Raw genomic sequence first — 25,247 nt, 5'->3', positions numbered from 1 at the left:
GTGGCGACCACGCGCAACGAACCCAACAGGACGGCCATCTACGCCACGGCGCTGACCGCGTTCTTCGCGATCGCGGGCATCGCCGTCGTGGACCCGATCCTTCCCGTCATCGGCGCCGAGATCGGCGCCACCACCTGGGAGATCGAGCTCCTGTTCACGGCCTACATCGCCGTCATGGCCATCGGTATGATCCCCGCCGTCATGGCGACGGGCCGGTTCGGCTACAAGAAGATCCTCGCCACCGGCGTCACGCTGGTCGCGATCGCCGCCGTCCTGGCGGCCCTGAGCGGCGACATCGTCCAGCTCGCCGTGCTGCGCGGCGTGTGGGGCCTCGGCAACGCCATGTTCTTCGCCACCGCGATGGTGCTCCTGGTCGCGCTCGCGCGGGACCGCGAGTGGGTGGTCGGCCTGTTCGAGACCTGCGTGGGGCTCGGCTTCGCCGTCGGCCCGCTGATCGGCGGCCTGCTCGGACACATCAGCTGGCGCGTCCCGTTCTTCGTCTGTGGCCTCCTCATGCTGGTCGCGCTGTTCGTGTCCGTGACCCGCCTCAAGGACCCGGAGCAGAAGCCGGCACCGCTGCGGCTGGGCCAGGTCTTCGGGCTGTTCCGCAAGCCCGGGTTCCTCGCGCTCGCGGTGGTCACGGCCACCTACAACTTCGTCTTCTTCGTCGTGCTCGGCTACGTCCCCGTGTTCCTGGGCCTGGACGTCGTGCCCCTCGGCCTGGTGTTCACCGCCTGGGGCATCGGCGTGGCGCTCGGCATCCTCGGGGTCGGCCACCGGCTCGCGCACGCCATCGGGTTCGTGCAGACGCTCGGGGTGGCCGTCGCGGGCGTGCTCGTGTGCGTCGCCCTGCTGGCTGTCGGCGTCGGCACCGTCGGCTCCGTCGCGGTCACCATCGTGGCCGGCGTCTTCATGGGTATCGCGAACGCGAACCTCACCGACCTGTCGCTCGCGCTCGGCGACCCCGACCGTCGTGTCACGACCGGGGCGTTCAACCTCGTCCGGTGGGGCTTCGCGGCACCGGCGCCGGTCGTCGCGGGCCTGCTGGCCGAGCACATCGGCGCGGCATCCCCGTTCTGGGTCGCGTCCGCCGTGCTGCTCGTGGGCGTGCTCGTCTTCCTGACCACCGCGCACGTCATGGCCAGGCCCATCGGCGAGCGTGTGCTCTGGCAGCGCTGGAACCGGCGTGCCCGCCAGGCCGAGCACACGCCCGAGGAGGCCATGTCCGAGCTGTGAGCCGTGGACGGCTCCGCGGTCGGGGCCGGGCCTGGGCTTGCCGCCGGTGCGGGACGCTGCCCTACTCTGGGGACTTCGGTCGTTTTCACCCCGTTGGTCCGCCCCGGGCACGACGGCGGCGGCGTTCCGTCTGCCCGATCCTCGTCCGCACCGTGGAGTCCTCGTGTTCCGTCTCGCCCGGCTGTCCCTCGCGAACCGAGCCGTCGTAGCGCTGGTGACCATCGCGATCGCGGTCTTCGGCGTGCTGAGCATGACGGGACTGAAGCAGGAGCTCATCCCGTCGTTGCAGCTCCCGACGGGCATCGTGAGCGCGCTCTACCCGGGATCGTCGCCCCAGGTCGTCGAGGAACAGGTCACCGACGTGATCGAGGAGGCGATCGCCTCCGTCGACGACGTCGCCTCGGTGCGCTCCACGGCGTCGACGGGCGTCTCCCTGACCACCGTCGAGTTCGTCTACGGCACCGACATGGAGGCCGCGACCCAGCGCCTGCAGACCGCCGTCACCGGCGCGCAGGCGACGCTGCCGCAGGACGTCACGCCCCAGGTCACGACAGGCTCCGTGGACGACGTCCCGGTGGTGCAGCTGGCGGTGGCGGGGGACAAGAACCCCAACGCGCTCGCGGACACCGTGGAGAACGTCGTCGTCCCGGCGCTGGAGGACGTCGACGGGGTCCGGGCGGTCGCCGTCACCGGACAGCAGGAGACCGAGGTCCGCGTCCGGCCCGACCCGGCCAGGCTCGGCACGGCCGGGCTCACGCCCCAGGACCTGACGACCGTGCTCCAGGACAACGGCGTCGTCGTTCCCGCGGGCGAGATCACCGACGGCGGCCGGGCCTGGTCCGTCCAGCTCGGCACGCCGGTGGACATGGTGGACCAGCTCAAGCAGCTCCCGGTCGTCCCGGGCGGCGGCACCGGCCCGGCGGAGCCGGCTGCCCCGGTGCTGGTCGGCGAGGTGGCGACGGTCGAGCTCAAGCCGGTCGAGGCGACGTCCTACTCCCGGCTGGACGGCGCGCCGTCGCTCGGCCTGGCCGTCACCAAGACGCCGGAGGCCAACACCGTCGACGTGTCGCACGCCGTGGAGGGTGCGCTCGCCGCGCCCGAGGTCGCCGACACGCTCACCGAGCGCGGCGTGACGACGGCGGTCGTGTTCGACCAGGCGCCGTTCGTCGAGGACTCGATCCACGGGCTCGCTACCGAGGGCGGTCTCGGCCTGCTGTTCGCCGTCCTGGTCATCCTCGTGTTTCTGATGTCGGTGCGGTCCACGCTCGTGTCGGCGATCTCGATCCCGCTGTCGCTCGCGGTGACGTTCATCGCGATGAACGCGGGCGGCTACACGCTGAACATCCTGACGCTGGGCGCGCTCACCATCTCGATCGGCCGCGTGGTCGACGACGCGATCGTCGTCATCGAGAACATCAAGCGGCACATGTCCTACGGCACCGACCGGACCGAGGCCGTGCTCACCGCGGTGCGGGAGGTCGGCGGCGCCATCGCGGCCTCGACGATCTGCACCGTCGCGGTCTTCCTGCCCATCGCCTTCGTGGGCGGCATGGTGGGCGAGCTCTTCCGGCCGTTCGCGCTGACCGTGTCGATCGCGATGCTGGCCTCGCTGGTCGTGGCGCTCACCATCGTGCCGGTGCTCGCGTACTGGTTCATCCGCCCGCCGAAGCGGTCGGCCCGCGCGTCGGCGTCCGTCCGCGCGGCGGCGGAGGAGAAGGAAGGTCGCGGGATCTGGCAGCGCGTCTACGTGCCGACGCTCGACGGTGCCCTCGCCCGCCCGGCCGTGACGCTCGGCCTGGCGGTCGCCATCCTGGCCGGCACCGTGGCGCTCGCCCCGAGGATCGAGACCAGCTTTCTCGGGGACAGCGGGCAGGACACCGTGACGGTCACCCAGCACTACGCGCCCGGGACATCGCTCCAGGGCCAGGACGAGGCCGCGAAGAAGGTCGAGGCGGCGCTGGCCGAGGTGCCGGCCGTCGAGAGCGTGCAGTCCACCGTCGGCGGCGGGGGCGACATGTCGATGGCGGCGTTCGGCGGTGCGAGCGCCGGCCTCAAGGCGTCGTTCGCCGTCACCCTCGACGACACCGCGGACGGCACCGCCGCCGCCGCAGACATCCGCGCGGCCGTGGCGGACCTGGTCGAGAAGCCCGCCACGGAGGTGTCGGTGTCGGCGGGCGACTCGGTGGGCACCTCCTCGATCGACCTCGTCGTCCGCGCGCGCGACGACGCGGCGCTGAGCGAGGCGACCACCGGGCTCCAGGAGGCGGTGCGCGGGCTCGACGGCGTCGTCGAGGTGAGCAACGACCTGTCCGCGGCGCAGGAGATCGTCGAGGTCACGGTGAACCGCAAGGTCGCGGCCGAGCACGGTCTCACCGAGACCCAGGTGACCGGCGTCGCGTCGGCGGCGATGGCCGGCGCGCAGGACATGGGCGAGCTCCGCACGGCCGAGGGGCCCGTCGGGGTCACGCTCGTGGCCGGCGAGGCGCCGACCACCATGGCGGGCATCGGCGAGATCCCCGTGCCGACGGCGACCGGCCCCGTGCGTCTGAAGGACGTCGCCACCGTGCAGGTGGCCACGACCCCGACCTCGATCAGCCGCATCGACGGCGACCGGTCCGCCACGGTGTCCGTGACCCCGGCCGGCGACGACCTGGGCGCCGTGACCGAGGCCGTCGACGCCGAGATCGCCGCTTTCGACCTGCCGGCCGGCGCCACGGTGACGGTGGGTGGGGCCGCGGCCGACCAGGCGGAGGCGTTCGCCGACCTCGGTCTGGCGCTCCTGGCCGCGATCGCCCTGGTGTTCATCGTCATGGTCGCCGCGTTCCGCAGCCTGGCCCAGCCCTTCATCCTGCTGGTGTCCGTCCCGTTCGCGGCGGTCGGCGCCCTTATCGCCCTGGTGGCCACGGGGACGCCGCTCGGTGTGCCCGCGCTCATCGGCACGCTCCTGCTGGTCGGCATCGTCGTCTCCAACGCCATCGTGCTCATCGACCTCATCAACCAGTACCGGCAGGACGGCATGGGGCTGGACGAGGCGGTGCGGGAGGGCGCGCGCAAGCGCCTGCGCCCCATCGTCATGACCGCGCTCGCCACGGTCTTCGCGCTCACCCCGATGGCGGTGGGGGTCACGGGCGGCGGCGCGTTCATCTCCCAGCCGCTGGCGCTGGTCGTGATCGGCGGGCTCGTCTCCTCGACGCTGCTCACCCTGTATGTGGTGCCGGTGATCTACACGATCTTCGAGGGCCGGGCCGAGCGCCGCCGCGCGGCCGACGAGGCCGCCGGCCGCACCACCCGCCGACCGCTGACCGGCGCGTTCCCGAGCGTCGCCACGGGGGCATTCCAGACGGTGGGGCGGCAGGCCGCCGCGCAACGCCGCGCGAGCGGCGTCGCGGTCGCCCAGCCGGGCCTGGCCGCGCGGCCGGACGGCGCCGCGCCTCCGGCACCTTGGCCGCCTCCGCGCACGCCGGTGTCGTCACCCGTGGGAGCCGCTGCTCCGGCCGACGCCGGTGCCGGAGGCGGCCCCGGACGGCACAGCATGCCCACACCGGCACAGGCCCCGCCCGTCCGTGCGCGCTCGGCACCGGCACCGGGATCGCCCGTGCGAGCCGGGCGGCCCCCGGCGTTCCCGGAGCCCGGCGCACGTCCCCAGCCGAGTGCTTATCCACAGCCGAACGCCTATCCACAGCCAGGCGGATTCCTTGACCAGGGCGGCTATCCGGCAGGTGCCTACCCGGACCAGGGCCGACACCGCCCTGCGCGATACGACCAGTCCCCCCGCCAGGACGCCTGGCCGGCCGAGCCGGCGTCCGCGCCGCGGCAGCCCGAGCAGCCCCAGCCTGAGCAGCCCCAGCACGGGCAGTGGCAGAACGGGCAGCGCCAGTCCGAGCAGTGGCGCAACGAGCAGTGGCAGAACGAGCAGCCCCAGCACGGGCAGCGGCAGCCCGAGCAGTGGCCGGCCCCGCCGGAGGTCCGGGAGCCCGACAGCCGGCCGCCAGGCCGGACGCGCGGGCCGCAGCCGGAGCCGGTGGTCTGGCCGCACCCGCTGGACCCGCGCGACTGAGAGCCCGCGCGACTGAGAACCCGCGCGACTGGGAACCCGCGCGACTAGAACCAGCAGACCCGGCGGCACGCACGAGGGGTGCCCCACGGGGATGTCACGTTGAGTAGACCGTGTCTACTCAACGCGACATCGCTCCGGGAGCACCCCTCTCCGCGGCAGTGGCCCGCTACGCGTCCTGGGCCTTCAGCCGGGCCGCCGCGCCGATCAGCACGAGCGCCGTGTACCCGCCGAGCACCGCGATGCCGACCCACGGGTCGAGCACGTCCGTGAACTGGCCCGCGTTGGGCGTGATCTGCGCGCCCGCCACGCTCGGGAGCAGCTTGTTCACCGTACCGACCCACTCGAGCTGGGCGGCGGCGAACGTGGCGATCTGGAAGATCGTCGGGATCACGAGGAAGATCGCGACCACCGTGAAGATCGCGCCCGCGGTGTGCCGCAGCAGCGTGCCGAGGCCGAGCGCGAACAGCGCCACCAGCGACACGTACAGCACGGTGCCGAACAGCGAGCGCACCTGGTCGCCGTCGCCGAAGTCGACCGTGGCGTCGTTGGCGTTCAGGATCGGGTAGGTCACCAGCCAGCTCAGGGCCAGCGAGACCGCGGTGAGCACGGCGGTGACCAGGACCAGCACCAGCGCCTTGCCGAAGAACGCGGGAAGCCGGCCCGGCACGGCGGCGAACGTGGAGCGGATCATGCCGGTGGAGTACTCACCGGTGATCATGAGGGCGCCGAGCACCGCGACCACGAGGGCAGCCATCTCGTAGCCGGCGGCCACGACGGTGGTCCCGCCGAGGACGCCGCCCATCGCGGCCTGGTCCTCGGGCGAGGCGCCCTCCATCGCGTCGCCCGCGAGCTGCACCACGAGCGCGAGCAGCAGCGCGAAGCCGATCATGACCACCACGGTGGACGCGAGCGTCCACCAGGTCGACCGCAGCGTCCACAGCTTGATCCACTCCGAGCGCAGCACGCGCGCGAACGTCACGTTGCGCACCTGCGTGTGTCCCGTCGACGGGCCGGACGTCGTTCCGCCGGCCGGGGCGGTGGCCGTCGCGCTCATGCCTTGCTCCCTTCGAGGTCGGACGCCGTGCCGGAGGCAGCGATGTCCTCGGAGTGGTACTCCACGGAGTCCGCGGTGAGGGACATGTACGCCTCCTCGAGCGTGGACGCGACGGGCGTGAGCTCGTGCAGCACGATCCGCGAGGCCGCGGCGAGCTCGCCGACGGCGGCCGCGCTGCTGCCGCGCACCTCCAGCAGGCCCGGTTCGACGCCGTCGACCTGGGCGTCGTTCGCCGTGAGCAGCTCGGCGAGCTCGGTGGCCTGCGGCGACCGGACCCGGACCAGCTTGCGCTCCGCGCCGTCGACGATCTCCTGGACCGGGGCGTCGGCGAGGATGCGGCCGCGGCCGATCACGATCACGTGGTCGGCCGTGAGGGCGACCTCGCTCATGAGGTGGCTGGACAGGAAGACCGTGCGGCCCTCGGACGCCAGGTACTTCGCGATGTTGCGCACCCAGAGCACGCCCTCGGGGTCGAGGCCGTTGACCGGCTCGTCGAGGATGAGCGTGCGGGGGTCGCCGAGCAGGGCGGCCGCGATGCCGAGGCGCTGCCCCATGCCGAGCGAGAAGCCGCCCACGCGCTTGGTCGCGACGGGGCGCAGGCCCGTGAGCTCGATCACCTCGTCGACGCGCGTGGTCGGGATGCCGTGCGTCGCCGCCATCGCGAGCAGGTGGTTGCGCGCGGTGCGGCCGGTGTGCACGGCCTTCGCGTCCAGCAGCGCGCCCACCTCCGCGAGCGGACGGCGGTGCGCGGCGTACGGCTTGCCGTTCACCGTCACCTTGCCCGCGGTGGGCCGGTCGAGGCCCACGATCATGCGCATGGTGGTCGACTTGCCGGCGCCGTTCGGGCCCAGGAAGCCGGTCACCTGCCCCGGTTGCACCGTGAAGGTGACACCGTCGACGGCGGTCTTGGCGCCGTACCTCTTCGTCAGGCCTGTGGCCTCGATCATCACTCGCCCTTCCATCTGGCACGGCGGCGGGGGCCGTGCGAACGCCGGTCGGTTGCGACAGGACCGGTCACTACGAGACTAGGGAGTCGGAGTGGCCCGACGCACCCATTTCCGGCCTCGATCATCCCTGTGACGGACCTTCTTCATCCGAAGGTATGACCTGGGAACTCTTCAGGCCTGCGCAGCGTTCCCTAGGATGGTCAGACAGACCAGGAGGAGCAGATGAGCAACCCCGTCTTTTCGAGAAGCGACGTCTTCGGTGAGCCCCGCCGTACCGGTGCTCCCGGTGCGCGCCGTGGCGGCACCGCCACCTTTCCCAACCAGACTCCCGCATACGGCACCCCGCCGCAGCCCGGCCAGTACGGCCAGTACGGCGCGGCCGGGCAGCAGGCGATGGATGCCTCGCAGCTCGACGCGATGTACCAGTCGCCGTCCGCCACCACGGCGGACACCAAGCGGCTCACCTATGACGACGTGATCATCAAGACCGGCGGGCTGCTCGCCCTCCTGGTCGTGGTGGGCGCGGCGACGTGGACGCTGGCGCCGGGCCTGTGGATCTTCGGCATGATCGCCGGCCTCGTGCTGGGCCTGGTCAACGCGTTCAAGCGCAACCCGAGCCCCGTGCTGATCATCCTGTACACGGTCGCCCAGGGCATGTTCCTCGGCGGCATCTCCCGGTTCTACGAGGCGCAGTTCAACGGCATCGTGCTCCAGGCGACGCTCGCCACCGTCGCGACCTTCGCTGCCGCGCTCTTCCTGTTCAAGTCGGGCAGGGTGCGGGTCACCCCCAAGTTCACGCGCTGGCTGATCATCGCGATGGTCGGCTACGCGGCGTTCTCGCTGATCAACCTGGTCCTGGTGTGGACCGGTGTGCTGAGCGGCTGGGGCATGCGTGGTGGCACGCTCGGCATCATCATCGGCCTGGTCGCCGTCGGCCTGGCCGCGGCCTCGCTGATCGTCGACTTCGACTCGATCAAGCGCGGGGTCGAGGCGGGAGCCCCCGCGAAGATGGCGTGGGCGGCGGCCTTCGGTCTGCTGGTGACGCTGATCTGGCTGTACCTGGAGTTCCTCCGTCTGATCGCGATCTTCCAGAGCAGCGACTGATCTCGGTCGGCCGGTGACGACCGGCCGGTACGACGAAGGCGTGAGTCCCCTGGTGGGGGCTCACGCCTTCGTCGTTCGCGGGTCTGTTCGACCGGGTGCTCAGTCGAGGCAGAACTCGTTGCCCTCGACGTCCTGCATGGTGAGGCACGACTCGTTCTCCTCGTCGGCCTCCTGCAGGTACAGCCGGGTGCCGCCGAGGGCGACCAGCCGGGCGCACTCCGCCTCCAGCACCGCGACCCGCTCGGCGCCCACGAGGCCGGTGCCCGCCCGGACGTCGACGTGCACCCGGTTCTTGACCACCTTGCCCTCCGGCACCTTCTGGAAGTAGAGCCGGGGCCCGGCGCCGGTGGGGTCGACGGCGGCTGCGCCGTCGGCACCTCTCCGCTCGGGCGGGAGGGAGCTCTCGTACTCCTCCCACGTACTGAAACCCTCGGGTGCGGGCGGGAGCACGTAGCCGAGCACCTCGCACCAGAACCGGGCGACGCGCCACGGGTCCGCGCAGTCGAACGTGATCTGAACCTGCCTGACAGCTGCCATCCGGACACCCTAACGGCGGGCGCGGTGCACGACGGCGGCCACCAGGACGCACCCGGCCGCCACGAGGAGACCGTGCGCGATCCGCAGGCCCGGCCCGCCGAAGAACTGGGGGAGCACCAGCACCAGGCCCAGCGCGAGCGGGACGCCCGCCCACCGCCGGCCGTGGCCCGCCTGCCACAGCGCGACCGCGAGGAGTACACCCGCGGCCGCGAGCAGGAGCAGGCCGGCGGCGAACAGGGCGACCGCCCACGGCTGCATGCGCAGCGCCTCGACGTCGGCGAGCGGGCCGAGGTCGCCGTCGCGCAGCGCCGACTCCGCGAGGGTGTGCAGGCCGAAGATCTCGGCCCCGAAGTAGAGGGCCGCGAACCCGGCACCGGCCCAGGCCGCGACCAGGGCCCCGGTCGCGGCACGTGCGCCGCGCGCACCTGCGTCCCGGGCGAGGACGGTGCGGAGGCCGAGGAGGGCCGGTGCCAGCAGGCCCAGACCCAGGATCCCGGCGAGGTGGGCCACGACCCAGCGGTCCGAGGCGAACGCCGTGGCGAGGTCCGCGGTGAGCACGGTCTCGTCGGGCCACGGCCGCAGCAGCGGGAACATCAGGAACGACAGGCCGGCCGCGACGAAGGCGGCGGAGGTCCAGCGGGTCACGCTCATCGCGGGCTCCCGGCGGCGGCGGGCTCGGCCAGCGCGGCGACCCCCGCGACCACCATGTCGAGCAGCACCCCGAAGCTGCGGTCGACGTCCTCCCGCATCCGGAACCCGCCGCCCAGCTCGAGCTGCACGAAGCCGTGCACGCTGGAGCGGACGGCGCGCACGGCGTCGATCACCCGGTCGTCCGGCAGCCCGAACCCGCGGAGCATCGACACGACCACCTGGACGCTCTCCGCGGCCACCTCCCGGGCGACGGCGTCCGCCGGGTCGTCCGGGTCGGGGCCGATCTGCGTGGCGGCGTACCGGCCGGGGTGCTCGACGGCGTACCGGCGCCAGGCCTCCGCCAGGGCGCGGAGGGCGTCCGCCCCCGCGCGCCCCACCGTCGCGGCGGTGCCCGCGGCGGTCAGGTCGCGGACGGCGAGGACGGCGACGTCGCGGCGCAGGTCGGCGAGCGATCCCACGTGCTTGTAGAGGCTCGGGGCGGCGACCCCGGCCTTGGCCGCGACCTTCGCGAGCGTGAGGTCGGCGAACCCGCTCGCCCCGCCCTCGTCCACGACCTCGACCGCCAGGCGCACCACGGCGTCGTGCGACAGCCCCGCCCTAGGCACGGGGACCGCCGTCGGCGGCCGGCGCGGCGCCTGCCGGGAGCCCCGCGAGGAACTCGAGCACCTCGCGCACCACGTCGTCCGGCGCCTGGCGCTGCGGGTAGTGCCCGACGTCGGGGATCAGCACGCCGCGGGCGTCGATCGCCTCGGTCATCCAGGCCAGCTCCGCGGCGGGGTCGGGATAGTCGGGGTCGAGCGCGCCGACCACGACGAGGGCCGGTGCCTGCACGGCCGGCAGCCGCTCCTCGACGACGGAGTGGTCGAGCGCGATCGCCAGGTCCCGGAAGGACCGCAGGTGCCCGGGCTCGCGCATCGAGTCGCGGATCGCGGCGACGTGCTCGGCGTGCTGCGGGGAGCGGCGGCCCTTGCTGATGGACGAGTAGTACGACGCCCAGAACGCGGCGCCCCAGGGACGCGCGAGGAGCACGCGGAAGAGCACCGGCATGAGGCGTTGCATCAGGGGCGACGCCGGGTCGCGCAGCAGCGGGCTGAGCAGGACCAGGCCGCGCACCAGGTCGGGTCGCTCGGCCGCGGCCCAGGCCGCCGCGGACGCGCCCATCGAGTTCCCCATGATGACGGCGGGACCGGCGTCGAGGTGCTCGACGAGCGCCAGGAGGTCGGCGCCGGTGGCGTCGTCGCCGTGGGTGCGGAAGGTGGTGTCGGAGTCCCCGTGACCGCGCAGGTCGGCGACGACGACGCGGTGCCCGGCGGCGACCAGCGCCGGGACCACGTCGTCGTACGTGGAGCGCGGGACCCCCATGCCGGGCACGGCGACCACGAGGGGCCCGGACCCGGTGTCGGAATAGGCGATGCGGCCCTCGGGCCGCTGCAGGTAACTGTCCATAGCCACAAAGCTACGCCCATTAGCCAGAACCTACAACCCCCCAGACGCTGAGTGCGGGACCTTCGCCCTCTTCTGCGTGCCAGAGGGGCGAAAGTCCCGCACTCAGCGGGGCGGGAGGGTGGCGTCAGGGCTGGCGGGGGGCTCCGAAGTAGCCCTTCTCCGCCTCGCCCGTCTCCGCCTTGATGACGTGCATGACCGCGTTGATGAGGGCGAGGTGCGTGAACGCCTGCGGGAAGTTGCCCAGGTGCCTGCCGCTGCCCGGCTCGATCTCCTCCGCGTACAGGTCGAGCGAGGACGCGTAGCCGAGCAGGCGCTCGCACAGCGCGCGAGCCCGCTCGACCTCGCCGATCTCGACCAGGGCCGACACCAGCCAGAACGAGCAGATGGTGAACGACCCCTCCTCGCCGCGCAGGCCGTCGTCGGTCTCGTCCGTGCGGTAGCGCAGCACGAGGCCGTCCTCGGTCAGCTCGTCCGCGATGGCGAGCACGGTGTTGCGCACCCGCTCGTCGTCCGGCGGCAGGAACCGCAGCAGCGGCACGAGCAGCAGCGACGCGTCCAGGGCCGGGTCGCCGTAGCGCTGCGTGAAGACGCCGCGCTCGTCCACGCCCTTGGTGCAGATGTCCTCGGCGATCTCGTCCGCGACCTTCTGCCACGCCTGGGCGTAGTCCAGCTCGTCGTAGATCCGCGCGAGCTTGGCGCCGCGGTCCATGGCCACCCAGCACATGAGCTTGGAGCTGGTGAAGTGCTGCGGCTCGCCGCGCACCTCCCAGATGCCCCGGTCCGGCTTGTGCCAGTGCTTCATGGCCTCCTCGACCTGCCGCTTGAGGATGGGCCACAGCGACTCCGGGAGCTGGTCACGCGACTTGGCGTGGAGCCACACGGAGTCCAGCACGGCACCCCAGACGTCGTGCTGGCTCTGGTCGTAGGCGGCGTTGCCGACGCGGACGGGCTGCGCCCCCTCGTACCCGGACAGGTGCGGCAGCTCGAACTCCTCCAGCCGCTCCTCGCCGCCCACGCCGTACATGATCTGCAGCTGCTTGTTGTCCTGGCACACGTCCTGGATGAACGCGAAGAAGTCGTTCGCCTCGCGCTCCAGACCGAGCGTGTACAGGCCCCACAGCGCGAACGTCGAGTCGCGTATCCACGCGTAGCGGTAGTCCCAGTTGCGCTCGCCACCGGGCGTCTCCGGCAGCGACGTGGTCGCGGCCGCGATGAGCGCGCCCGTGGGGGAGTAGGTCAGGCCCTTGAGCGTGAGCGCCGAGCGCTGCAGGTAGGACCGCCACGGGTGGTCGGGGAACTGGCCCTGCGTGATCCAGTCCCGCCAGAACCGCTCCGTGCGCCACATCGCGTCCAGCGCGCCCGCGTACGTGGTGGGCGCGCTCTGCGAGCCCCAGGACATCGCGACGAAGTGCGTGGCGCCCTCCGTCATCCGGGTGCGCGCGGTCACGCGCTTGCCGCCGTCCAGCCCGAACCGCAGGCTCGAGCGCAGGTGCAGGTCCGGGTTGGAGTCGCCCGTGTCCGCGACCACCGCGGAGTAGCCGCTGTTCTCGTACTGCCACTCGACGTCCTGGCGCGCGTAGTCGGGGCGCGGCTCGCAGACGACCTCCAGGTCCACAGTGCCCGACACGCACTTGATGGTGCGCATCAGGATGTGCTCGGCGTCGTCGTCGGTCGGGGTGCGGCGGTGCGTCCCCGAACGCGACTCGAGGTCGTGCCACGGACCCATCAGCATGGCGTCCCGCACCACGAGCCAGCCCGTCGGGGTCTGCCACGTGGTCTCGAGGATGAGCGTGCCGGGCAGGTAGCGACGTGCCACGGGCACGCTGACGCCGTGGGGACCCACGCGGAAGTGGCCGGCTCCCCGGTCCAGGATCTTGGCGAAGATGCTCGGCGAGTCGGGGCGCGGGATGCACATCCACTCCACGCTGCCCGACGGCGCGATCAGCGCGTTGGTCTCGCAGTCCGACAGGAACCCGTACTCGCCGATGTGCGGGAACTTGCTGCGGCCGTCCCACGTGCGCGGGGAGGCGCTGTCGCTCGTCGTGTGTCTGACCGGGCCCGGGTTCGCGGGCTTCGGCGTCTTCCGGCGCCGAGCGGGTGTGCCGGTTGTCGCAGGGGCGTCGGCCTCGGCCCCTGGCGACTCAATCGATTCGAGCGTCATGAGACTCAAGGGTTCCGCACGCCCCGCGCGTGTGGCAAGCCGTGCCGGTGTGACGCGCGATGCCCCTCGATGTGCATTCCCGGAACGAGTTTTCGGCTCGTGTCGATCGTGCGGTTTCCCGTTCGACCTGTGAGTGAGAGGGTCCCGACCAGGGACCGCTGCACAGGAGACCAGGAGACGGAAACATGCCGAAGTACATGCTGATCATGCGCGCGACCGACGAGACCGTGACGGCCTACCAGGAGATGGACTTCGAGAAGATCATCAACGAGATGGGCCGCTTCAACCAGGAGATGATCCAGGCCGGGGTGCTGGTGGCGGGCGAGGGGCTCGAGGACGCGGCGGACTCCGTCGTCGTCGACTACTCCTCCGAGACGCCCGTGGTCACCGACGGCCCGTACGGCGAGACCAAGGAGCTGTTCAACGGCTTCTGGATCCTGGAGGTCGCCTCGAAGGAGGAGGCGGTCGAGTGGGCGAAGCGCGCCCCGCTCACGGGGCCGGGCAGCAAGGCGGAGATCCGCAAGGTGACCGAGATGGACCAGTTCCCGCAGGACAACGAGTACATCCAGAAGGAGCGGGAGTGGCGTGAGTCCACGGGCCAGCGCTGACGACGCCGCCCGGCGGGCCGTGGAGGCCGTCTGGCGCATCGAGTCCGCGCGCATCGTGGGCGCGCTGACCCGCTACACCCGCGACTTCGAGCTCGCCGAGGACGTGGCCCAGGAGGCGCTCGCCGCTGCCCTCGTCGCCTGGCCGCGCGACGGGACGCCGCGCGACCCGGCGGCCTGGCTCGTCGCCACGGCCAGGCGCCGGGCGATCGACGCCTACCGGCGCCGGGCCGGCCGCGACGAGCGGTACGCGGCGCTCGCGCACGGCCTCGCCGAGGGCGGGGTCGTCACGGGCGGCCCGACGGCGTCCGGGCCGGGTGTTCTCGCAGGTGACCCGGGTTCCGAACCGGCGTTGCTCGAACCGGACCGGATCGACGACGACGTGCTCGCCCTCATGTTCGTCGCCTGCCACCCCGTGCTGTCCCGGGAGGCGCGCATCGCGCTCACCCTGCGCGTCGTGGGCGGCCTGACGACCGACGAGATCGCGCGCGCCTTCCTGGTGCCGGTCGCCACGGTCCAGGCGCGGATCACGCGCGCCAAGAAGACGATCGCCGCGGCGCAGGTGCCGTTCGAGGTGCCGGGCGGCGCCGACCGGGCCACCCGGCTCTCGTCGGTGCGCGGCGTGCTGTACGTGATCTTCACGGAGGGCTCGTCGGCGACGTCGGGCGACGAGTGGATCCGGCACGACCTGGCGCGCGAGGCGGTGCGCCTGGCGCGTGTGCTCAGCCGGCTCGCCCCCGAGCCGGAGACGTTCGGGCTGCTCGCGCTGCTGGAGCTGACCGCCGCCCGGTTCCCGGCCCGCACGGGTCCGTCGGGGGAGCCGATCCTGCTCGAGGACCAGGACCGGCGCCGCTGGGACCGAGCCGCGATCGTGCGGGGCCGGGCGGCGCTGCGCCGCGCCGTCGGCCCCGCGGGCATGGGGCCGTACGCGCTGCAGGCCGCGATCGCCGAGTGCCACGCGGTGGCGCGCTCGGTGCCGGAGACGGACTGGGAGCGCGTCGTGGTGCTCTACGAGGCGCTGGGCCGGGTGGCGCCGTCGCCCGTGGTGGACCTGAACCGGGCCGTCGCCGTGGCCATGGCCCGCGGGCCGGAGCTGGGGCTGCGGGTCGTGGACGACCTGGTCGCCCGGGGCGAGCTCGCCGGGTCGCACCTGCTGCCGGGCGTGCGCGGCGAGATGCTGGCCCGGCTCGGCCGGGCCGCGGAGGCCCGCGGCGAGTACCTGCGCGCGGCCGAGCTGTGCCGCAGCACGCGGGAGCGCGCGGTCCTCACGGCGAAGGCCGCCGCCCTGGCCGCCACAGACGGTTGAGTGCTGGGTACTCGCCCTCTCGAACCGGTTCGAGAGGGCGAATACCCAGCACTCGACGAGGTGTGTTCAGGCGGCGAGCCAGGCCAGGTGGTCCGGCGACGACGGGCGGTACTCGCAGCCGACCCAGCCCGTGTACCCGGAGGCGTCCAGGGCCCGGAAGAACGCCGGGTAGTCGATGGTGCCCGTCCCCGGCTCGCCGCGGCCGGGCGCGTCGGCGACCTGGACGTGGCCGACGTCGGCGCCGTGCCGCGCGATGTCGGCCACCACGTCGGCGCCGTTGTTGTGCAGGTGGTAGGCGTCGAAGAGCACGGCGACCCCGGCGCCGGCCCGGTCCGCCACGGCCTGGGCGTCGGCGAGCGTGAGCAGCGGGTAGTCGCCGTTCTCCCCGCGGGTCAGCGGTTCGACCAGCACCGTGGCGCCCGCCGGCGCGAGCGTGTCCGCCGCCAGGCGCAGGGCGTGCGCGGCCGCGTCGTCCTGCACGTGTGCCGGGACGCCCGGCAGGCGGTGCCCGTACAGCGCGTTGACGCGGTCGCACCCCGTGGTCTGGACGATCGTGCGCACCACGGAGAGGTTGCGGCGCAGCTCGTCGGCCCGGTCCGGGTGGGACACGATGCCGCGCTCGCCGCCCGGCATGTCCCCGGCGAAGAGGTTGAGGCCGGTGAGCCGCACGTCCGCGGCGTCCAGGGCGGCCACGAAGGCCGTGACCTGGTCGGCGCCGGGGTCGGGGCCGGCGAACGGCCACCAGCACTCCACCGCCTCGAACCCGGCGGCGCGGGCGGCGGCGAACCGGTCGAGCAGCGGCACGTCGCTGAACAGCAGGGACACGTTGGCGGCGAACTTCGGCATCACGGACTCCGATCCTCGGCATTGACCGGGCCAGGTATATCGAAATACCCTTCGTCATGCCAGTGCTGATTCGCTGGTAGTGCTGCAGTGATCAATCGATGGATCATCGAACGAAGGGGTTCGGTCGGATGGCAGTCGTGGGCTTTGTCGGGCTGGGCGTGATGGGGCGGCCGATGGCCGCGAACCTCGTCCGCGCCGGTCACGAGGTACGGGCGTTCAGCCGCGGGGCGGCGGGCCGGGAGCGGGCCGCGGAGCTGGGGGTCCCCGTCGTCGGCGGGCTCGCCGAGGCGGTGCGGGGCGCCGACGTCGTGATCACCATGCTGCCCGACACCCCCGACGTCCGGGCCGTCGCGCTCGGCCCGGACGGCGTGCTGGAGCACCTCGGCGCCGGCGCCGCCTACATCGACATGAGCACCATCGAACCGGGGGCCGCCCGGGAGGTCGCCGAGCGGTTCACCGCCGCGGGCCACGACGTGCTCGACGCCCCCGTCTCCGGCGGTGAGGCCGGCGCCCGGGAAGGCACGCTGTCGGTCATGGTCGGCGGCCCCGAAGCCGTCGTCGAGCGCTGGCGGGAGCTGCTGGGCGCCCTGGGCACCACCGTGGTGCGGGTCGGCGACGCGGGCAGCGGCCAGGTGGTCAAGGCCGCCAACCAGCTCGTCGTCGCCACGCACCTGCAGGCGCTCGCCGAGGCGGTCGTGTTCCTGGAGGCGCACGACGCCGACGTCGCCACCGCCCTCTCGGTCATCGCGCGCGGCCTGGGCGGCAGCACCGTCATCGACCGCAAGGCCGCCGCCGTGCTGACGGGCGACTTCGCCCCCGGCTTCCGGCTCGACCTGCACCACAAGGACCTCGGCATCGTCCAGGGCGCCGCCCGGGCGCGGGGCGCGGTGCTCCCGGTGACCGGCATGGTCGGCACGCTCGTCCAGGCGCTCGTGCAGCGGGGCGACGGCGGGCTCGACCACTCCGCGCTCGTGGCGCTCGCGCGGGAGCTCAACGGCTCGGGGTCCGCACCAGAGCAGAGCGGGGGACCGCGATGAGCCTGACCACCACGCCCGTGACCACCGGGCAGCAGGCGCGCCCCGGCTGGTGGGACGAGCCGTTCGGCGTCTTCCAGACCAACCTGCGCGAGATCGACGCGGGCCTCGACGTCGAGCGCACGCTCGACGCCGTCCAGGAGCACGGCGCGGGCGTCTGGCTGCTCAACGTGGGCGGCATCCTCTCCCACTACCCCACGGACCTGGACTTCCAGACCCGCAACCCGCACCTCGCCGGGCGGCCGGGCGGCGACCTGGTCGGCGACGCCCTCGCCGCGGCCGGCCGCCGCGGCGTGCGGCTGCTGGCCCGGATGGACTTCTCCAAGGTGGCCCCCGCGATCGCGGACGCCCACCCGGAGTGGCTCTACGTCTCACCCACCGGGGCACGCCAGGAGTTCGAGGGCCTGGTCAGCGTCTGCCCGCGGGCCGGCTACTACCAGCACCGGATCTTCGACGTGCTCGACGAGGTGCTCGACCGGTACGAGGTCGACGGCTTCTTCTTCAACTGGTTCGGCTTCAACGAGGTCGACTACGCCGGGCGGGTGCACGGCGTCTGCCACTGCGCCGCCTGCCAGGAGGGGTTCCGCGAGCACACCGGGCTGGACCGCCTGCCCGAGCGCGCCGGCGACGAGCACTACCGCGAGTGGCGCGGCTACGCCGCCGCCACCATCGACGCGCTGACCGCGCGGGTGCGCGCCCACATCGCCGCGCGCCGGCCCGACGCCGGGCTCATCCTCGGCACCGCCGCCGACGTGCTCTTCCACGAGGCGAACAACGCGATCGGGCGCACGCTGTGGCCGTACGCCACGGGCGAGTCCGTCAGCGCCCTGCGGTCCGCGCGGCCCGGCAAGCCCGTGCTCGTCAACGCCGTCGCCTTCTGGGACATGCCGTACCGGTACGCCGCCGAGCAGCCCGAGATGCTCGGCCAGTACCTCACCCAGGCCGTCTCGCGCGGGGCCAACCCGTCCACCTACATCATGGGACCCACCGGCGGGATCGCCTACGACGGCCTCGCCGCGGCGGCCGCCGTCACCCGGTTCCACCGGGACCACAGGGACGTCTACACCGGGCTCGCCCCGGCGGCCGAGGTGGCCCTGGTCCGCCCCGACCCGCTCGACGACGACGGCCGGTTCGGTACCGGCGTGCCGGAGCACCGGGGCCTGTTCACCGCCCTGGTCGAGCGGCACGTGCCGTTCGACGTCGTGCCGGCCGGCGCGCTCGCGGACCTCGCGGCCGACCGGTTCCGCGTGGTCTTGCTGCCCGACCTGCCGTCGCTGCCCCCGGGTGCCGCCGAGGCCCTCGACCGGTTCGTCCGGGCCGGTGGCTCGCTGGTGGCCACCGGGCGCAGCGGCCTGCGCCCCGACGGCACCGTGCTCGACTGGTTCCCCGGGCAGCGGGTGACCACCGTGGACGCCGAGCCGGCCGGGCTCAGGTCCAGCTACCTGCAGCTCGACGACGACGCCGACCACGTCGAGGGGACGCGGCTCGTGCCCCGGCACGGGCGCCACCACCGGCTGACCTGGCGCGACGGCACGGAGCCGCGGTACCGCCTCGTCGAGGCCGCACCCTACGGGCCGCCCGAGAAGGCGTACGGCCACGTGCCCGGCGACCAGCACGTCTGTGGCGTGCGCGCGCACGGCGCCGGCACCGTCGTCCAGCTCCCGTGGGTGGTCGGTACCGCCTACCGGGACACGCGCCTGACGGCGCTGCGGGACGTCGCGGTGGACCTCGTCGCCGAACGCCTCGCGGACGGCGGGCGGCCGGCCGTCACCCTGGACGGCCCCGAACAGCTCGAGGTGGTCGTCGGCCGCTCCGCCGCCGGGCTCGTCGTGCATTTGCTCAACCACTCCGGGCAGCGCGGCAACGGCTACGGCCCCGCCCTCCCGGTGCACCACGTGACGTTGCGCGTGGCCGGCCGGGCCGGGCGCGCGGCCCGGGCGCTCGCGGGCACCGCCACGGTCCTGGACGACGGCGACGACCTGCTCGTGCGGCTGGCTACCGTGACCGGGTTCGAGGTCGTGGTGGTCGAGGACGGCGTGACCGGGACGGTCGAGGACGAGGGAGGCCGACGTGGGTGACGTGATCGTGGTCCGCGGCGGCCAGACCGACCGGGTCGTGGAGGCGGTGCGTGCGGCGCACCCCGACGTCGTCGTCGCCCCGGCGGACGACGCCGGCGCGCTCGCCGCGGCGACCGTGGCCACCGGGCGCCTCACCGACGAGGAGGTCGCCCGCATGCCGCACCTGGCCTGGGTGCACTCGTGGGCAGCGGGCGTGGAGGGCGACGTGGGCCCGGCGCTGCGCCGTCGGGCCACGGAACCGGGCGCGGTGACCGTAACGTCGTCGGCCGGGAACGGCGCGATCCCGCTGGCCGAGCAGGCGCTGCTGCTCATGATGATGCTGGGCCGGCGGGCGCCGCGCTGGGCGCAGGCGCAGCGCGAGCACCGCTGGGACCGGTTCACGCACGACGAGCTGCACGGCCGCACGGTCGGCGTCTACGGCTACGGGAACGTGGGCCGTGAGCTCGCGGTACGGGCCCGGGCGTTCGGCATGCGCGTGGTCGGGCTGCGCCGCCGGCCCGCGGGACCCGACGACCCCGTGGACCGGATGCTGCCCCCGGACGCCGTGGACGAGCTGGCCTCCGTGAGCGACTTCCTGGTCGTCGCCGCGCCGCTCACCGACCAGACCACCGGCGCGATCGACCTGGACACGCTGCGCGCGCTCGGCCCGCACGGCCACCTCGTGGTCGTCTCGCGCGGCGGCATCGTGCGCGAGACCGACCTGGTGACTGCCGTCCGCGACGGCGTGATCGCCGGGGCGGGGCTGGACGCGCACGCCACCGAGCCGCTGCCCGCCGACTCGCCCCTCTGGGACCTCCCGAACACGATCGTCACCCCGCACAACGGGGCGACGACGCCGTCGACCGCCGACCGCGGCACGGCGATCTTCCTCGACAACCTCGACCGATGGCTCGCGCGGCGGCCGCTGCGCAACGTCGTCGACGTGGCCCGCCTGCCCTGAGGCGGTCCCCACCGCACGTGCACCCCCTGTACAACGACGTACCGAAAGAAGGACACCATGGCAGATCTCACTCGACGGTCGTTCCTGACCTGGACCGGCGTGGGGGCGCTCTCCCTCGCCGCCATGACGCTCGCCGGCTGCGGGCCGTCCGGCTCCGGCGGCCGCGACGGCTCGGTCCGGTTCGCCTGGTGGGGCGGCGCCGACCGGCAGCGGGCCTACCTGGAGGGGCTGGACGCGTTCACCGCGGCGAACCCCGACATCAAGGTGGCCCCGGAGTTCGGCGACTACGACGCCTACCAGGAGCGCATGACCACCCAGATGGCGGCGCGCGACGTGCCCGACGTCTTCTGGATCCCGTCGCCCGCGGTGCTCACCTACCGCGACGCCGGGCTGTACCGCGACCTGGAGGGCATCGACGGGCTCGACCTGAGCGCGTTCGGCGCCGACCAGATCGAGAGCTTCCGGCTCGGCGGCGAGCTGAACACGCTGCCCAAGTCGGTCTTCAGCCCCGTGGTGCGCTACAACGCCACGTTCCTCGAGGAGGACGGCGTCACGCTGCCCGAGCAGCTCAGCTGGGACGGCCTCGCCGAGCTGCTCGTCGACTACACCAAGGAGAACGGGAGCGGGCGGGTCGGCACCACCTACGGGCCGTACCACGACATGCCGTTCGAGTCGTTCCTGCGCCAGCGCGGCGAGGACCTGTGGACCGAGGACGGCAGGCTGGGCGCGAGCGTGGACGGCGTCGCCGCCTGGATCGACTGGTGGGAGAAGCTGCGGCTGGCCGGCGCGACCACGACCGTGAGCCAGCAGGACGGCATCGAGCCGTCCTGGGCGCAGGTGGGCGACAAGGTGCTGCTCACGTTCGCCAACTCCAACCACATCGTCGACGACGCCCAGGCCTTCCCCGACTACACGTTCGACCAGCGTGACGTGCCCGCCGCCGAGGACGCCGCGGCGGGCTACCACTTCACCTACTACAGCCGGTTCGCGATGTACTCCGGCGTGCCGGACGACCGCGTCGAGTCGGCCGCGGCGCTCATGAGCTTCAACCTCAACTCGCCCGAGCTGCTCGGCCTGGTCGGCCTGTCCGCCGGGGCGCCGCCGAACGCGAGCCTGCTGGACGCGTACGAGCCCGACGCGTCGCCCGACGAGCAGAAGGTCATCACCGTCACCCGCGAGATCGCCGGCACGGAGCAGCGGCCGCGGTACGAGGCGCCGGCCGGGTCCGGGAGCTGGCGCGACCTCATGATCCGGGAGCTCGAGGAAGTGACGCTCGGGCAGAAGTCGGTGCCCGACGCCGCGGCGGCCTTCGTCGAGGCCGTCGAGGGCGAGATCGCGGGCGCATGATGGCTCTCGCGCAGAAGACCGCCGGGCGCCGCCAGGCGCCCGGCGGCCCGGGGAAGCCGCCCCCGCGCACGACCCGGTCCGCCGGGCCGAGCCGGGGGCAGGGGCTGGTGGCGCACGTCTTCCTGCTGCCGTGGATGATCGGCATGGTCGCCGTGACGGCCGGCCCGCTCGTCGCGTCGGCGGTGCTCGCGTTCACCGACTACGACCTGCTCAGCGCGCCGCAGTTCATCGGCCTCGACAACTTCGTGCGGATGGCGGGCGACGAGCGGTTCTGGGCCGCCGTGCGCGTGACGCTCGTCTACGTGCTGGTGTCGGTGCCGCTGCAGCTCGGGTTCGCGCTGTTCCTCGCGGTCGTGCTCGACAAGGGGCTGCGCGGGCTGTCGCTGTACCGCAGCGCGTTCTACCTGCCGTCGCTGCTGGGCGGCAGCGTCGCCATCGCGATCCTCTGGCGGCAGATCTTCGGGGAGAACGGGCTGGTCAACCACGTCCTTGGCTGGTTCGGCCTGGAGCTGGGCTCGTGGCTGCAGGACCCGTCGCTGGCGCTGTCCACCCTCGTGGTGCTCAACGTCTGGACGTTCGGCTCCCCGATGGTGATCTTCCTGGCGGGGCTGCGGCAGATCCCGGAGGAGCTGTACGAGGCGTCGATGATCGACGGCGCCGGGCGGCTGCGCCGGTTCTGGTCGATCACCATCCCGCTGCTCACGCCCATCATCTTCCTCAACCTGATCCTGCAGATGATCAGCGCCTTCCAGGCGTTCACGCAGGCCCACGTGGTCAGCGGCGGCAGCGGCGGGCCGCTCGACTCGACGCTCTTCTACACCCTCTACATCTACCAGCGCGGCTTCGTGAACTTCGACATGGGGTACGCGTCCGCGATGGCGTGGGTGCTGCTCCTGGTCATCGCCGCCGCCACCGCCGCGAACTTCCTCGTGTCGCGGCGCTGGGTCTACTACGGAGACGAATGATGGCAGCCACTGTTCGTACCTCGACCGCGAGCCGGCTGGTGCGGCACGGGGTGCTCCTCGTGTTCGTGCTGCTCATGATCTACCCGCTGCTGTGGATGGTCGTGAGCTCGTTCAAGCCGAGCAACCTGATCCTGTCGCAGACCGGGATCGTGCCCACCGACATCACGCTCGACAACTACGTGGACGGCTGGGACGCGCTCGGCTCCCCGTTCACGCTGTTCCTGGGCAACTCGCTGCTGATCGGCGTGGGGTCGGTGCTCGGCAACCTGTTCTCGTGCTCGCTCACGGCCTACGCCCTGGCGCGGCTCAACTTCCGGATGAACAAGGTCTACCTGGCGCTGACGCTCATGACGATCATGCTGCCGTTCCACGTGCTCGTGATCCCGCAGTACATCCTGTTCGCCGAGCTGGGCTGGATCAACACCTACATCCCGCTGCTGCTGCCCAAGTTCCTGGCCACCGACGCGGTGTTCATCTTTCTCATGGTGCAGTTCATCCGGTCGCTGCCGCGCGAGCTGGACCAGGCGGCGATGATCGACGGCGCCGGACCCTTCCGCATCTTCTGGTCGGTGATCCTGCCGCTGATGCAGCCCGCGCTCATCACCACCACCATCTTCACCTTCATCTGGACGTGGAACGACTACTTCGGCCCGCTGCTGTACCTCACCCGGACCGAGCTGTACACGGTCCCGGTGGCGCTGAAGTCGCTGGTCGACACCGAGACGACGAGCGGCATCGGCACGATGTTCGCGATGTCGCTGGTCTCCCTGGTGCCGATCGTCCTGTTCTTCGTCTTCGCTCAGCGCTACATCATCAAGGGCATCGCGACGACGGGAATCAAATGACGGCAACCCGCACCCGGCTGGACGGCGAGCACCGCTGGACCCAGCTCACCTTCGTGGAGAACGACCCGCTCGACTTCGACCTGGACGCCTGGGCCGACGTCATGGAGCGGACGGCGTCGACCGCGGTGTGCATCAGCGCCGGCGGCTACGTGGCGTACTACCCGAGCAAGGTCGGACTGCACCACCGCAGCGTGTACCTGGGCGACCGGGACCTGCTCGGTGAGGTCGTCGACCTCGCCCGGTCCCGCGGCATGGCCGTCATGGCCCGGGTGGACCCGCACGCCGTGCACCAGGACGTCGTGGACCAGCGCCCCGACTGGGTGGCCCGCACCGAGGACGGTGAGCCGCAGGAGCACTGGGCGATGCCGGGCATCTACCTCACCGACGCGTTCGGCGGGTACAGCTGGGAGCTCACCACGGAGGTGCTGCGCGAGATCGCGCGGGACTACGACGTCGACGCGCTGTTCGCCAACCGCTGGCAGGGGCACGGCCCCGGATACTCCGAGGCGACCGCCCGCGAGTACCGGGCCGCGACCGGGCGTCCGCTGCCCCGGGCGGCCGACCCCGCCGACGGCGAGGCGTGGACGACCTGGCGCGCGTGGCGCCGGTCCCGGCTCAGCGAGCTCGTGGCCCACTGGGACCGCGCCGTGCAGGACGTCGCGCCCGCCGTGCGCTTCGTGCCCAACCTCGGATCGTTCACCGCGGCCGACCTGGAGCCGCGCGTCGCGCGCTCCGTGCCGTTCCTGCTCGTGGACCACCAGGCCCGCGGCGACGGCGAGGCCCTGTGGGCCGCCGGGCGCGACGCCAAGCGGGTCCGCGCGCTCCACCCCGGCAAGCCCGTCGGCCTCATCACCTCGGTGGGGCCGGAGTCGCACGACTTCCGGTGGAAGGACTCGGTCAACGCCGCCGTCGAGACCACGGGCTGGATCGTCGACGGGTTCGTGCACGGGGCGTTCCCCTGGTTCACCAAGTTCGCCGCCCGGATCCACGACCCGCGCTGGATCCCCGCCGTCGAGCGTGCCTTCGGCCTGCACCGGGCGGTGGCCGACGTCCGCGGGGACGAGCGGCCCGTGGCCGAGACCCTCGTGTGGGACGCCGACGCGCACACCGCCGCGCGGCCCGTGCGGGACGCCGCGTCCGGCGTCTACCAGGCGCTCGTCGAGCTCGGCGTGCCGTTCGAGTACGTGGGTCCCGGGTCGCTGACGGCGCTGGCCCGGCCCGGGGTGCGGCTCGTCGTCGTACCGGAGGTCGCCTCGGTCCCGCCCGAGGCCGCCGCGGCCCTGCGGGCGTTCGCCGAGGCCGGAGGATCCGTGCTGCTGACGGGTGGCGGGCCCGACGTCACCGGGCGCGGCCCCCTCGTCACCGAGCTGCTCGGGGTGGCGGTCGCCGACCGGCGCACCGGCGTGGTGCGCAACAACTACGTGCAGCGCGAGCCCGGCGGCGCGCTCCAGGACGGGTTCGGGGACGCGCGGCGCATCGTCGGCGGCACCCGCCTCGTGCGGTTCGGCCCGCTGCCCGACGGCGCCGCGGTGGCCTGGCGCTACGTGCCCGACCACCCCGACCTGCCCATGGAGGAGGTCTACCCCCGCGCGGAGGCGACCGAGCCCGCCGTGTTCAGCGCGCCGCTCGGCGCCGGACGCGTCGACGTGATCGGCTTCAACGTCGCCGAGCTGTACTGGCAGGCGCTCCAGGGCGACCACCTGACCCTGCTGGGCAACGCCGTGCGGCACACGCTGGGCGACGGCGCGGCCGCCGTCCGCGGCGAGGGCGTGCTCGACGTCGCGACCTGGGCCGGCGACCGCTCGTTCACGGTGCTCGCCGCCAACCTGACCGACCCGATGATGATGCGCGGCCAGCGCCGCAGGATCTCGCCCCTGGGCGACGTGCGGGTGGTGCTCGACCTCGACCGGGTGGGGGCGCTCGCGGGCGGTGTGGTGCCGGGCGGTGTGGTGCCGGACGGTCCGGTCGAGGTGCGGGTGCTCACGGGAGCGGGCTGGGCCGCCGCGGCCCCCGCTGTCGCGGGCCGTCGCCTGGAGGTCGGGCTGCCCCCGGTGGAGGAGCTGGCGGCGGTCCGCGTCACCTGGTGAC

The 25,247-nt window shown here is 73.0% G+C and carries 20 protein-coding genes; 12 read left to right on the top strand and 8 right to left on the bottom strand.

Translation table 11 applies throughout. The features are described 5' to 3' along the window. On the top strand, window positions 1-1,236 hold the full coding sequence (locus tag APR03_RS09200) for an MFS transporter (protein ID WP_253834949.1): 1,236 nt from the start codon (window positions 1-3) through the stop codon (window positions 1,234-1,236). 163 nt (window positions 1,237-1,399) lie between these two features. Then, on the top strand, window positions 1,400-5,293 hold the full coding sequence (locus tag APR03_RS09195; RefSeq protein WP_253834948.1) for an efflux RND transporter permease subunit: 3,894 nt from the start codon (window positions 1,400-1,402) through the stop codon (window positions 5,291-5,293). 166 nt (window positions 5,294-5,459) lie between these two features. On the opposite strand, the gene APR03_RS09190 is transcribed toward APR03_RS09195, so the two are convergent. Further along, a complete protein-coding gene (locus tag APR03_RS09190; RefSeq protein WP_253834947.1) occupies window positions 5,460-6,347 on the bottom strand; it encodes an ABC transporter permease in 888 nt (295 codons plus the stop codon). Next, on the bottom strand, window positions 6,344-7,294 hold the full coding sequence (locus APR03_RS09185) for an ABC transporter ATP-binding protein (protein ID WP_253834945.1): 951 nt from the start codon (window positions 7,292-7,294) through the stop codon (window positions 6,344-6,346). Before APR03_RS09185 ends, APR03_RS09190 begins: the two co-directional genes overlap by 4 nt. 222 nt (window positions 7,295-7,516) lie before the next feature. On the opposite strand from APR03_RS09185, the gene APR03_RS09180 reads away from it, so the two are divergent. Continuing rightward, window positions 7,517-8,398: a Bax inhibitor-1/YccA family protein gene (locus APR03_RS09180; protein ID WP_253834943.1), complete on the top strand. Its 882-nt coding sequence runs from the start codon at window positions 7,517-7,519 to the stop codon at window positions 8,396-8,398. Window positions 8,399-8,497: 99 nt separating this feature from the next. Here APR03_RS09180 and APR03_RS09175 read toward each other — a convergent pair whose 3' ends face one another. The 5 genes from APR03_RS09175 to APR03_RS09155 form a co-directional block, all read right to left on the bottom strand. Then, a complete protein-coding gene (locus APR03_RS09175) occupies window positions 8,498-8,935 on the bottom strand; it encodes a VOC family protein (RefSeq protein WP_253834941.1) in 438 nt (145 codons plus the stop codon). A gap of 9 nt (window positions 8,936-8,944) precedes the next feature. Then, window positions 8,945-9,586, bottom strand: coding sequence for a hypothetical protein (locus APR03_RS09170; protein ID WP_253834939.1), 642 nt, complete (start codon window positions 9,584-9,586; stop codon window positions 8,945-8,947). Continuing rightward, entirely contained in the window at window positions 9,583-10,191 is a 609-nt protein-coding gene (locus APR03_RS09165; protein WP_253834937.1) for a TetR/AcrR family transcriptional regulator, read from the bottom strand. The genes APR03_RS09170 and APR03_RS09165 overlap by 4 nt, the downstream gene beginning before the upstream one ends. Then, the gene (locus tag APR03_RS09160; RefSeq protein ID WP_253834936.1) at window positions 10,184-11,032 is read right to left on the bottom strand and encodes an alpha/beta fold hydrolase; all 849 of its coding nucleotides are present in this window, start codon (window positions 11,030-11,032) and stop codon (window positions 10,184-10,186) included. The genes APR03_RS09165 and APR03_RS09160 overlap by 8 nt, the downstream gene beginning before the upstream one ends. 124 nt (window positions 11,033-11,156) lie before the next feature. Next, window positions 11,157-13,193 carry a glycoside hydrolase family 15 protein gene (locus APR03_RS09155; protein ID WP_253834934.1) on the bottom strand — a complete coding sequence of 679 codons (2,037 nt, stop codon included), beginning with the start codon at window positions 13,191-13,193 and terminating at the stop codon, window positions 11,157-11,159. 185 nt (window positions 13,194-13,378) lie between these two features. Between APR03_RS09155 and APR03_RS09150 the strand changes: the two genes are divergently transcribed. Continuing rightward, window positions 13,379-13,801 (top strand): YciI family protein, encoded by a 423-nt coding sequence (locus APR03_RS09150; protein WP_253834932.1) that lies wholly within the window; start codon window positions 13,379-13,381, stop codon window positions 13,799-13,801. Further along, window positions 13,779-15,104, top strand: coding sequence for an RNA polymerase sigma factor (locus tag APR03_RS09145; protein WP_253834930.1), 1,326 nt, complete (start codon window positions 13,779-13,781; stop codon window positions 15,102-15,104). The genes APR03_RS09150 and APR03_RS09145 overlap by 23 nt, the downstream gene beginning before the upstream one ends. A gap of 66 nt (window positions 15,105-15,170) precedes the next feature. On the opposite strand, the gene APR03_RS09140 is transcribed toward APR03_RS09145, so the two are convergent. Next, window positions 15,171-15,950 carry a hydroxypyruvate isomerase family protein gene (locus tag APR03_RS09140; RefSeq protein ID WP_253835429.1) on the bottom strand — a complete coding sequence of 260 codons (780 nt, stop codon included), beginning with the start codon at window positions 15,948-15,950 and terminating at the stop codon, window positions 15,171-15,173. Between the two features lie 128 nt (window positions 15,951-16,078). Here APR03_RS09140 and APR03_RS09135 point away from each other — a divergent pair, with 128 nt between their 5' ends. From APR03_RS09135 to APR03_RS09105, 7 genes are read left to right on the top strand one after another with little or no spacing between them, the layout of a single operon-like run. Beyond that, window positions 16,079-16,987 (top strand): NAD(P)-dependent oxidoreductase, encoded by a 909-nt coding sequence (locus APR03_RS09135; RefSeq protein WP_253834928.1) that lies wholly within the window; start codon window positions 16,079-16,081, stop codon window positions 16,985-16,987. Then, the gene (locus APR03_RS09130) at window positions 16,984-19,062 is read left to right on the top strand and encodes an alpha-amylase family protein (RefSeq protein WP_253834926.1); all 2,079 of its coding nucleotides are present in this window, start codon (window positions 16,984-16,986) and stop codon (window positions 19,060-19,062) included. Before APR03_RS09135 ends, APR03_RS09130 begins: the two co-directional genes overlap by 4 nt. After that, window positions 19,055-20,002: a D-2-hydroxyacid dehydrogenase gene (locus tag APR03_RS09125; RefSeq protein WP_253834924.1), complete on the top strand. Its 948-nt coding sequence runs from the start codon at window positions 19,055-19,057 to the stop codon at window positions 20,000-20,002. Before APR03_RS09130 ends, APR03_RS09125 begins: the two co-directional genes overlap by 8 nt. Window positions 20,003-20,059: 57 nt before the next feature. Continuing rightward, complete coding sequence (locus APR03_RS09120; RefSeq protein ID WP_253834922.1) at window positions 20,060-21,349, top strand: ABC transporter substrate-binding protein; 1,290 nt, start codon at window positions 20,060-20,062, stop codon at window positions 21,347-21,349. Next, a complete protein-coding gene (locus tag APR03_RS09115; RefSeq protein WP_253834920.1) occupies window positions 21,346-22,314 on the top strand; it encodes a carbohydrate ABC transporter permease in 969 nt (322 codons plus the stop codon). Before APR03_RS09120 ends, APR03_RS09115 begins: the two co-directional genes overlap by 4 nt. Further along, window positions 22,314-23,159, top strand: a complete 846-nt coding sequence (locus APR03_RS09110) for a carbohydrate ABC transporter permease (RefSeq protein ID WP_253834919.1) — start codon at window positions 22,314-22,316, stop codon at window positions 23,157-23,159. The genes APR03_RS09115 and APR03_RS09110 overlap by 1 nt, the downstream gene beginning before the upstream one ends. Next, complete coding sequence (locus APR03_RS09105) at window positions 23,156-25,246, top strand: family 10 glycosylhydrolase (RefSeq protein WP_253834917.1); 2,091 nt, start codon at window positions 23,156-23,158, stop codon at window positions 25,244-25,246. Before APR03_RS09110 ends, APR03_RS09105 begins: the two co-directional genes overlap by 4 nt. The last annotated feature ends 1 nt before the right edge of the window (window position 25,247 follow it).

This window comes from Promicromonospora thailandica, from assembly GCF_024171955.1.
In the GTDB taxonomy this organism is placed as follows: Bacteria; Actinomycetota; Actinomycetes; order Actinomycetales; family Cellulomonadaceae; genus Promicromonospora; species Promicromonospora thailandica.
This window is presented reverse-complemented; position numbering and strand designations above follow the sequence as displayed.

Coding starts and splice junctions, on each gene's coding strand:
- APR03_RS09170 (WP_253834939.1), bottom strand. CDS start 9,586: ATGAGCGTGACCCGCTGGACCTCCGCCGCCTTCGTCGCGGCCGGCCTG.
- APR03_RS09190 (WP_253834947.1), bottom strand. CDS start 6,347: ATGAGCGCGACGGCCACCGCCCCGGCCGGCGGAACGACGTCCGGCCCG.
- APR03_RS09140 (WP_253835429.1), bottom strand. CDS start 15,950: ATGCCGAAGTTCGCCGCCAACGTGTCCCTGCTGTTCAGCGACGTGCCG.
- APR03_RS09155 (WP_253834934.1), bottom strand. CDS start 13,193: ATGACGCTCGAATCGATTGAGTCGCCAGGGGCCGAGGCCGACGCCCCT.
- APR03_RS09135 (WP_253834928.1), top strand. CDS start 16,079: ATGGCAGTCGTGGGCTTTGTCGGGCTGGGCGTGATGGGGCGGCCGATG.
- APR03_RS09130 (WP_253834926.1), top strand. CDS start 16,984: ATGAGCCTGACCACCACGCCCGTGACCACCGGGCAGCAGGCGCGCCCC.
- APR03_RS09150 (WP_253834932.1), top strand. CDS start 13,379: ATGCCGAAGTACATGCTGATCATGCGCGCGACCGACGAGACCGTGACG.
- APR03_RS09185 (WP_253834945.1), bottom strand. CDS start 7,294: ATGATCGAGGCCACAGGCCTGACGAAGAGGTACGGCGCCAAGACCGCC.
- APR03_RS09110 (WP_253834919.1), top strand. CDS start 22,314: ATGGCAGCCACTGTTCGTACCTCGACCGCGAGCCGGCTGGTGCGGCAC.
- APR03_RS09175 (WP_253834941.1), bottom strand. CDS start 8,935: ATGGCAGCTGTCAGGCAGGTTCAGATCACGTTCGACTGCGCGGACCCG.
- APR03_RS09115 (WP_253834920.1), top strand. CDS start 21,346: ATGATGGCTCTCGCGCAGAAGACCGCCGGGCGCCGCCAGGCGCCCGGC.
- APR03_RS09160 (WP_253834936.1), bottom strand. CDS start 11,032: ATGGACAGTTACCTGCAGCGGCCCGAGGGCCGCATCGCCTATTCCGAC.
- APR03_RS09105 (WP_253834917.1), top strand. CDS start 23,156: ATGACGGCAACCCGCACCCGGCTGGACGGCGAGCACCGCTGGACCCAG.
- APR03_RS09180 (WP_253834943.1), top strand. CDS start 7,517: ATGAGCAACCCCGTCTTTTCGAGAAGCGACGTCTTCGGTGAGCCCCGC.
- APR03_RS09120 (WP_253834922.1), top strand. CDS start 20,060: ATGGCAGATCTCACTCGACGGTCGTTCCTGACCTGGACCGGCGTGGGG.